General features: G+C 71.3%; 6 protein-coding genes. All 6 read right to left on the reverse strand.

Annotation, left to right across the window (positions count from 1 at the left end):
- Positions 1-2: 2 nt before the first annotated feature.
- The gene (locus OHB01_RS39760; protein ID WP_328710739.1) at positions 3-1,310 is read right to left on the reverse strand and encodes a rod shape-determining protein MreC; all 1,308 of its coding nucleotides are present in this window, start codon (positions 1,308-1,310) and stop codon (positions 3-5) included.
- Positions 1,311-1,318: 8 nt separating this feature from the next.
- Positions 1,319-2,350 carry a rod shape-determining protein gene (locus OHB01_RS39765; RefSeq protein WP_142645847.1) on the reverse strand — a complete coding sequence of 344 codons (1,032 nt, stop codon included), beginning with the start codon at positions 2,348-2,350 and terminating at the stop codon, positions 1,319-1,321.
- Positions 2,351-2,569: 219 nt separating this feature from the next.
- On the reverse strand, positions 2,570-2,980 hold the full coding sequence (gene ndk / locus OHB01_RS39770; RefSeq protein ID WP_030505860.1) for a nucleoside-diphosphate kinase: 411 nt from the start codon (positions 2,978-2,980) through the stop codon (positions 2,570-2,572).
- A 385-nt stretch (positions 2,981-3,365) separates the two neighbouring features.
- Positions 3,366-4,889, reverse strand: coding sequence for a hypothetical protein (locus OHB01_RS39775; RefSeq protein WP_142645848.1), 1,524 nt, complete (start codon positions 4,887-4,889; stop codon positions 3,366-3,368).
- 11 nt (positions 4,890-4,900) lie between these two features.
- On the reverse strand, positions 4,901-5,239 hold the full coding sequence (locus tag OHB01_RS39780) for a DUF4233 domain-containing protein (protein WP_328854755.1): 339 nt from the start codon (positions 5,237-5,239) through the stop codon (positions 4,901-4,903).
- Between the two features lie 8 nt (positions 5,240-5,247).
- Entirely contained in the window at positions 5,248-6,531 is a 1,284-nt protein-coding gene (locus tag OHB01_RS39785) for a bifunctional folylpolyglutamate synthase/dihydrofolate synthase (protein ID WP_142645884.1), read from the reverse strand.
- Between the last annotated feature and the right edge of the window lie 634 nt (positions 6,532-7,165).

A 7,165-nucleotide genomic window follows, 5' to 3' on the forward strand; every position in this document is an offset into this window, starting at 1 on the left:
GGTCAGTTCCTTTCACCGTGGCCGTCGTGCTGCCGAGGCGCGTCGCGCGGCTCCACGGCCGGCGGCCGGTGCGCGGCGGGCGATCGGTGCGCGGCGGGCTGCTCGTGGACCTGCCGCCCCTGCGCCTGCCGTTCCTGCGCCGGCTGCTCGCGCCCCTGCTCCTGCGCCTGCCGTTCTTGGGCGTACTGCTCCTGTGCGCGCTGCTCTTGGGCGCGCTGCTCGCTGTCCACGGCCTGCGTGCCGTGCCGGCCGCGCCGCTCCTGCGCGGCCTCGGGCCGGCCCTCGCGCACCTGCGGTCCGGTCGCGGCCCGCGCCTCGTCGCCCGCGCCGCGACTGCGGCCGTCGAGCCCCCACTCGGCCTCCAGCGAGGCGCGTCCCTGCCCCCGGGCGTCGCCGCGCCGCTGGTCCTCGCGCGGCGGCTTCGGCGGCGGTGGCGGCTTCGGCGGCAGCACCGCGTCGCGCGGATCACGCTTCGGCGCCGCGACCACCACGCCGACGACGTCCAGCGCGGAGAAGTCGGTGAAGGGCCGCGCGTAGGCCGTCCTCGTCACCTCACCCGGCGTGTTGTCCACCCGCTCGACCACGCCGATCGGCACCCCCGGCACGTACGGCTTGCTCTGCTGGGAGCCGAACGAGACGATCCGGCGGCCCACGCCGATCGGCACGGTGGAGTCGAGCAGGCGGAACCTGACGAGGTTGCCGCCGCCGCCCGCCTCGCCGAGGCCGCTCACGACGCCGAGCTCGTTGCCGCCCTCCAACCTGGCCCCGGCCGACAGGGCCGGGTCGGTCAGGAGCGCCACCGTCGAGCCGTCCGGGCCCGCCTGGACGACGCGGCCGACCAGCCCGGCGTCGCTGAGCACCGTCATGTCGGGCCGGATCCCGTCGCCGGTGCCGGCGTCGATCTCGACCGTGTCCTCGAAACCGGCCACCGTACGCCGCGCGACGACCTGGGCCGGCACGATGCGGTAGCGGCCGAGACCCGCCAGCCCGAGCATGCTGTCGAGCTTGTCGGCCCGTGCCCTGTCGAGCTTCTGCGCCGACACCTCGTCGCGCAGCCGCGCGTTCTCCTTGCGCAGGTCGGCGATGGTGCGCCGCGCGGAGGGCGCGTCGCGCACCATGCCGACGAATCCGGTGATCGGGCTGGTGACGGCGGCACCGACGCGCTCGGCCTTCCCGAACACGGCACTCGCGAAGTCGCGCACCGGGCCGAGGACGCGGTTGTTCCCGGCCCGGTGATCCACGGTGATGAGGATCAGCGCCACGGCGAGGAGGATTCCGAGCGTGAGACGGGCGCGACGGGTGTCTCTCATGACGCTCCTTAGTTGCGGGGCTCCGGCACGAGCACCTGCTGGAGGGCTTCAAAGTCCTCCACGCACCGCCCGGAGCCGAGCGCGACCGAGTCGAGCGCGTTCTCGGCCAGGTGGACCGGCATGCCGGTCTCCTCACGCAACCGGTCGACCATGCCGCGCAGCAGGGCGCCGCCACCGGTCACGGCGATCCCCCGGTCCATGAGGTCGCCGGAGAGCTCCGGCGGGCACTTGTCCAGCGTCGACTTCACCGCGTCGACGATCGCGTTGACCGGCTCTGCGATGGACCGGCGGATCTCCTCCGCGCTGATGACGACCGTCTTCGGCAGGCCGCTGACCAGGTCGCGGCCGCGCACCTCGGCGTGGAAGTCCTCGCCCGTGACGCAGGCCGACCCGACGGCGATCTTGACTTCCTCCGCCGTGCGCTCGCCCAGCATCAGCGAGTACTCCTTCTTGGCGAAGGCGATGACCGCGTGGTCGAGCTCGTCGCCGCCGACGCGGATCGACTGGCTGGTCACGATGCCGCCCATCGAGATGATGGCCACCTCGGTGGTGCCGCCGCCGATGTCGACGACCATGTTCCCGGTCGGCTCGTGGACCGGCAGGCCGGCTCCGATCGCGGCCGCCATCGGTTCCTCGATGATGTACACACGGCGGGCCCCGGCCTGGTAGCCCGCTTCTTTCACGGCGCGCTGCTCCACCGCGGTGATGCCACTCGGCACGGCCACGATGATGCGCGGGCGCACGAAATGGCGCCGTTTGTGGATCTTCTGGATGAAGTAACGCAGCATCCGCTCGGTCACATCGAAGTCCGCGATGACACCGTCCCTCAGGGGACGGATCGCGACGATGTTTCCGGGCGTCCGACCGATCATCCGCTTCGCTTCTATCCCAACAGCCACGATGTTTCCTGTCGTGACGTTGATGGCGACGACGGACGGCTCGTTCAGGACGATGCCGCGCCCTCGGACGTAGACGAGAGTGTTCGCCGTGCCAAGGTCGACAGCCATGTCACGGCCCAGGAATGTCAGCTTGCTGCCCATGCGGAAGGAAGCCTTCCTTCAGGTGGTTAGCGGTTACCGGGTTCAGCGGGAGTGCGGGATGACGCATCGCATTCGAATCGTAACGGCATGTGCTCATCACTGGGCACATCGAGCTCCCAAGGCCCCGGAAAAACCGGTGTCGCCCTGCCTAAGCTCGGTCACCACCTGGAAAAACACGAGAGGCCCCGGTTTAAACCGGGGCCTCTCGTGTGGCAAGGACTAGAAACGGTCGGGAAAGAAAATCTTGATTTCCCGGGCCGCGGACTCCGGCGAATCGGAGCCGTGCACGACGTTCTCGCCGATCTCAAGAGCGTGGTCGCCGCGGATGGTGCCGGGCGCGGACTTCACCGGGTCGGTCAGGCCGGCCAGCGCGCGGAACGCCTCTACGGCCCGGGGGCCCTCAAGCACCATCGCGACCAGCGGGCCGCCGGTAATGAACTCCACCAGCTCGCCGAAGAACGGACGCTCCGAGTGCTCGGCGTAATGGGCCTTGGCCGTCTCGGCGTCGAGCGTGCGCAGGTCCATCGCCACGATCTTGAGGCCCTTGCGCTCGATGCGGCCGATGACGTCCCCGATGAGGCCGCGACGGACCCCGTCGGGCTTGATCAGGACAAGCGTACGCTCGGACACGGTCTTTTCTCCTAAGGTCGTTGACTCGCCGTACACGGTGACCCGGCGGATCGCGGGCCCGCCCGTCACGCGTCTGGGAAGCTCCGGCTGGGAAGCTCCGACGCAACGGCAGCTTACCGGTCCGGGAACGCCGCTCCGATCGGACGAGTCCGATGCCGGCGGGTCTGCGGCAGAGCATCTCGACGGGCGTCTCGGACGGGCGCTCCGGGCGGGCGTTTCTGCGCGAGCCGTGTCGGTGCGCGGGCGGCGGTGTTCCTGTGCGTACCGTGTCACCGTGTCGGTGCGCGGGCGGCGGTGTTCCTGTGCGTACCGTGTCAGTGTGCGGCGGCGAGTCCTGCCGCATGCCGGGTCGGTACGTGAGCGGCGAGTCCTGCCGCGTGCCGGGTCAGTGCTTGGAGCCGGAGTCCTCGGGGGTGTCGTCGGCCTTCTCGGGCGACGGCGTCGGCAGCGGGATCACCACGTCACTGTCCGCCGCCGCGGTGGCGGCCCTCCGGGCCAGGACGGAGGAGAGCACGATCACGCCGACCACCACGAATCCGCCGACGAGCGCCCACATGTGCAGCGCGTCGATGAACCCGTTGACCAGGGCGTTCCCGTCACCCCGTGCGCTCTCCGCGGCCTCGCGCAGCCGGTTCACCTGGATGCCCGTGCCGAGCAGGAAGCCCGCGAGCACGGCCGGGAAGCACAGCGACAGGCCCAGCATCGCCGTCCCCAGGCCCGCCGTACGGAACGCGCCGACCAGCGCCACGGCCGACCCCGCGGCCAGCAGGACGAACGGCACCACCAGCGGCGTGCCCGACGGCGCCGGGACCAGCAGCCTGATCGCGGCCAGCCCCACGACGACGGCCGCGAGACCGAGGACCGTCATCCGGGCCGCGAGCGCCTCGGGCGCCCGGCCCGCCAGGACGGCGCCCACGAGGGCGGTCACCGCGGCCACCAGGAACGGCACCCACAGGCCCTTGAGGCCGGGACCGCCCAGCGGGCCGCCGAGCTCGATGTAGGTCATCTGCGCGGCGGTCGGCAGCACCACCAGCCCCACCGCGACGTTGACGAAGGCGAGCGTACGGCCGCCCGGCCCCTCGAACGTGCCGAGAGCCGCGAGGGCCAGCATGGCCACCACCACGACCGCCGCCGCGACGACGACCAGAGGCGGGGGCCAGTCGAAGGTGATCCCGACGCCCAGCACGGCGATGGCCGCGGCGGGCACGATGGCCAGCGCGAGCCGCCCGCGCTCCGCCGACGTCGGCCGGCCCCCGGGCAGGATCTCCCCCTCGGCCGGCGAGCCGCCGTCGCTGGAGATCATCCACAGCACCAGGTAGGCCGCGGCGAGAGCCAGCGCCACCCCGGTGAGCAGCGGGTACGGCTGAAGGGTGACCTGCCAGGAGGACACGTCCCGGATCGCCCACAGGGCGAGGGCCTGGGCCGTCAGCAGCGAGGCGGCGAGCGTGCCCGCCCAGATCGGCAGCAGCACCCGGTGACGGGGACGCTCGGCGACCGCGACCAGCGTCGCCGGCACGAGCATGCCCGCGCCGATCCCGTGGAGCACGCGCAGCACGCCGACGAGCGCGACCGTGTCGGTGTAACCCCCGGCCACGTCGGCGAGCGCGAGCAGCGTGAGCCCCGCCACGAGGATCGGCGCCGCGCGGAACCTGCGTACTGCGACCGCGGCGAGCGGCACGGTCACCAGCATGGCGGGCAGCGCCAGGCCGTGCGCGCGGATCATGTCGACCTGCGACACACCCGGCGGCAGCAGCGCCGCCACGACGGAGATCGTGTTCGGGATGGCGACGAGCGCCAGAGGAAGGGCCACCAGCGTGAGCAGCCCGATGACGACGTCGACCAGCAGAGGGACGCGCACGGCACGGACCGGCACGGCGGTCCGAGCCTGCGGTACGGGAGGGACGGCCATGGTTGCCGACTTTAGCGCTTCGTCGTCCCTTCGACACGGCGAGCGACGAAGATAGCCGTTATCCACAGGGCAGCGAAGATCACCCCGAGGAAGAACATCATCGGAACCAGGAATTCCGTGGCGATTGTCAGGAGTTCCAGCATGCTGCCCGCGATGTAGGCGTATGGGCGTTTCAGCAGGCCGGCGACCACCACGCACAGGACGGCCAGCCCGAGCCCGACCGTCAGCGCGAGCGGGGCGGACACGTGGTTGATGGTGATCGCCACGGGGCTGACGAGCGCGACGACGATCGCCTGCATCCCGAGGACGGTCGCGCAGAGCCGGCGCATGCCGGGGGTCACCTCGAACACGGCGCTGCTCACTTGGCGGCCTTCAGCAGGATGCGCGCCTCGCCCGCGGTCACGACAGAACCGGTGATGAGAACGCCCGAACCGAACTCGTCGCCCTGGTCGGCCAGCGCGACGCCCCTGTCGATGGCGTCGTCGAGCCGGTCCTCGATGTGGACGCGGTCCTGGCCGAACACGGCCTCCGCCCGGGACGCGAGATCGTCAGGGCTGAGCGCGCGAGGTGAGGAGTTGCGGGTGACCACGATCTCCTCGGCCACCGGCTCCAGCAGGTCCAAAATCGTGTCCACGTCCTTGTCCGCCATCACGGCCACCACGGCGATGAGCCGGGTGAACCCGAACGCCTCGGTCAGTGCCTCGACCGTGGCCTCCATGCCCGCGGGGTTGTGCGCCGCGTCGACCAGGACGGTCGGGCCCCTTCGCACGATCTCCAGCCGCCCCGGGCTGCTCACCTGGGCGAAGGCCTGCCGTACGACCTCCTCGCCCAGCGGGTCGTCACCTGCCGTCAACGCCTCCACCGCCGCCAGGGCGCCCGCGGCGTTGCCCGCCTGGTGCGCGCCGTACAAAGGCAGGAACACGTCCTCGTACACACCCTTCAGGCCCCTGAGCTGAAGCATCTGGCCGCCCATCGCGAGCTCGCGATGCAGCACGCCGAACTCCAGCCCCTCACGGGCGACCACCGCACCGACGTCGGCCGCCCGCCGCATCAGCACCTCGGCGGCGGGCAGCGCCTGCTGCGCCAGCACCGCCGTCGCCTTCGGTTTGATGATGCCGGCCTTCTCTCCGGCGATCGTCGCGATGTCCGCACCCAGGTAATCCGTGTGATCCAGCGAGATGGGCGTGATGACGGACACCGTCCCGTCGGCCACGTTCGTCGCGTCCCAGGTGCCGCCCATACCGGTCTCGACCACGGCGACGTCCACGGGCGCGTCCGCGAACGCGGCGAACGCCATCGCCGTCAGCACCTCGAAGAAGCTCAGCTTGCCCACCCTGGCGTCGATCATCTCAAGGTAGGGGGCGACGTCCTGGTACACCTCGGCGAACCGCTCCTCCGACAGCGGCTCGCCGTCGATCGAGATGCGCTCGCGCATCGACTGCAGATGAGGGCTGGTGTAGCGGCCCACCCGCAGGTTACGCTCGCGCAGCAGAGCCTCGACCATGCGCGCGGTGCTCGTCTTCCCGTTGGTGCCCGCGACGTGAACGACCTTGTACGAGTTCTGGGGGTCGCCGAGGATCTCCATCAGCGCGGTGATCCGATCAAGAGTGGGGCTGAAATCCCACTCCACTCCCCGTGCCATGATCGCTTGCTCGACGGCTCGATATTCCACGACCCTCAGCGTACGGGAACTACCGCCCGCCCCTTCACGAGGCGGTACGCGCTCCGGGGGTTGAGCGGGGCAAGGTCGGAACTGAGGTCATGTGGGTCGAGGTGGACGGGTGTAGTTCGGACCGGCCAGGAGGACAGGCGCTCGGGACGGACATGCTCGGGACAGGTGTGCCTGGGACGGGCGCACGCGGGGCGGCTGTGCCTGGGACCGGCGCACTCGGGATGAGTGTGCCTGGAATGGGCGCGCTTGGGACGGGTGTGCCTGAGACGGGCGTAGTTCGGACCGGTCAGTTGGGACGTCACTGCGCCGGCCGGAAGCTCCGGTCCTCGCGAAGCCCGCTCCGCTGGGCCTTCGCTGCGGTCCTCACTCCCGCCCGCTCCGCTCCTCCCGCATCCCCGCTCGCGCCCCCTCGGACGCCCGCCACCCCCCCCGGCCGACCGCTCGCGCCAACCCACAAAAGCCCCTGCCCACACCCGACCAGCCGCACGCGCCGCAGGGCACCCCTGTGTTGTCCCTCATCCGCGGCCTGCCGACTCCTGCGTTGCGTTCCCCACCGACACGCCCCGCCCCAGCACTGGCCAGCCCCGGGAAACCTTCCCCGGGC

This window comes from Microbispora hainanensis (assembly GCF_036186745.1).
Taxonomy (GTDB): domain Bacteria; phylum Actinomycetota; class Actinomycetes; order Streptosporangiales; family Streptosporangiaceae; genus Microbispora.

Excerpts from the sequence above, each read along its gene's own strand:
- OHB01_RS39760 (WP_328710739.1), bottom strand. The coding sequence starts at position 1,310 with ATGAGAGACACCCGTCGCGCCCGTCTCACGCTCGGAATCCTCCTCGCC.
- OHB01_RS39765 (WP_142645847.1), bottom strand. The coding sequence starts at position 2,350 with ATGGGCAGCAAGCTGACATTCCTGGGCCGTGACATGGCTGTCGACCTT.
- OHB01_RS39775 (WP_142645848.1), bottom strand. The coding sequence starts at position 4,889 with ATGGCCGTCCCTCCCGTACCGCAGGCTCGGACCGCCGTGCCGGTCCGT.
- OHB01_RS39785 (WP_142645884.1), bottom strand. The coding sequence starts at position 6,531 with ATGGCACGGGGAGTGGAGTGGGATTTCAGCCCCACTCTTGATCGGATC.